Below are 1926 nucleotides of genomic sequence, written 5' to 3'. Positions count from 1 at the left end.
TCGCGTCCTTCTTCAGTTTCAAGTGCCAAGGCATCCACCGTACGCCCTTATTCGCTTAATCACTAAGCATTTTTTATTTATTTATACTCTCTTTCAAGAGTTGGTTTTCGCTTGAGTTTTTTTTACTGTTTGTTTAACTGTTTTTTTGCTTTCTCATGTGAATATCTTAGTCTTCAACTTACGTTTTAGACCTCAATATCTTTTTTTTGATGTCATTCAGTTTTCAAAGATCGATTCCCCTCCTCCTTCTTTAGAAGAAAAAGGTTCCTTAGGAAGATTTTTCGGTCTTCCAAAACCGAACAGGAAATTCATTGCTTTTCGCTTGTGTTACTTTTGTACTTTCTCCTTAGAAAGGAGGTGATCCATCCCCACGTTCCCGTAGGGATACCTTGTTACGACTTAACCCCAGTCATCGGTCCTACCTTCGACGGCTCACTCCCTTACGGGTTATGCCACCGGCTTCGGGTATTACTGACTCCCATGGTTTGACGGGCGGTGTGTACAAGGCCCGAGAACGTATTCACCGCAGCATGCTGATCTGCGATTACTAGCGATTCCGACTTCATGGAGTCGAGTTGCAGACTCCAATCCGAACTGAGACGTCCTTTATGAGATTTGCTTGCATTCACATGCTTGCTCCTCTTTGTAGACGCCATTGTAGTACGTGTGTAGCCCAGGCCATAAGGGGCATGATGATTTGACGTCATCCCCACCTTCCTCCGGTTTATCACCGGCAGTCTCGCATGAGTCCCCAACTTAATGATGGTAACATGCGACAAGGGTTGCGCTCGTTGCGGGACTTAACCCAACATCTCACGACACGAGCTGACGACAACCATGCACCACCTGTGTGATTTATAGCTATCTCCCTATCTCTAGGGTATTTAAATCCATGTCAAGGCCTGGTAAGGTTCTTCGCGTTGCTTCGAATTAAACCACATACTCCACCGCTTGTGCGGGCCCCCGTCAATTCCTTTGAGTTTCACACTTGCGTGCATACTCCCCAGGCGGAGAACTTATTGCGTTAACTGCAGCACTGAATTTCTCCAACACTTAGTTCTCATCGTTTACGGCGTGGACTACTAGGGTATCTAATCCTATTTGCTCCCCACGCTTTCGTGCCTCAGTGTCAGTTACAGACCAGGCGACCGCCTTCGCCACTGGTGTTCCTCCATATATCTACGCATTTTACCGCTACACATGGAATTCCATCGCCCTCTTCTGTACTCTAGCTCATCAGTTTCCAAAGCATACAACAGTTGAGCTGTTGCCTTTTACTTCAGACTTAATGTGCCACCTACGCACCCTTTACGCCCAATCATTCCGGATAACGCTCGCCACCTACGTATTACCGCGGCTGCTGGCACGTAGTTAGCCGTGGCTTTCTGGTAAGATACCGTCACTCAGTTAGCATTTCCTCTAACTGCCGTTCTTCTCTTACAACAGAGCTTTACGATCCGAAAACCTTCTTCACTCACGCGGCATTGCTCGTTCAGAGTTTCCTCCATTGACGAAAATTCCCTACTGCTGCCTCCCGTAGGAGTTTGGGCCGTGTCTCAGTCCCAATGTGGCCGTTCACCCTCTCAGGTCGGCTACGCATCGTCGCCTTGGTGGGCCGTTACCTCACCAACTAGCTAATGCGCCGCAGATCCATCCATGTTCAGAGCTGACGCTCCTTTAATAATGAAGAGATGCCTCTTCATTACCTATCCGGTTTTAGCTACCGTTTCCAGCAGTTATCCCAGGCACATGGGCAGGTTATCTACGTGTTACTCACCCGTTCGCCACTAAGTCTTTTTGAAAGCAAGCTTTCTAAAGACTTCGTTCGACTTGCATGTATTAGGCATGCCGCCAGCGTTCATCCTGAGCCAGGATCAAACTCTCCATTTGATTTAGCTCAGACGTTTTGCCAACGTCTTGTTTTTT

1 rRNA gene is annotated in these 1926 nt (G+C 47.5%); it reads right to left on the bottom strand.

Features of this window, described 5'->3' with window-relative positions:
- Positions 1 to 350 precede the first annotated feature (350 nt).
- Positions 351 to 1890 (bottom strand): 16S ribosomal RNA (locus tag ACWG0P_RS15980).
- Positions 1891 to 1926 lie beyond the last annotated feature (36 nt).

It is taken from the genome of Amedibacillus sp. YH-ame6 (assembly GCF_053848845.1).
This window is presented reverse-complemented; position numbering and strand designations above follow the sequence as displayed.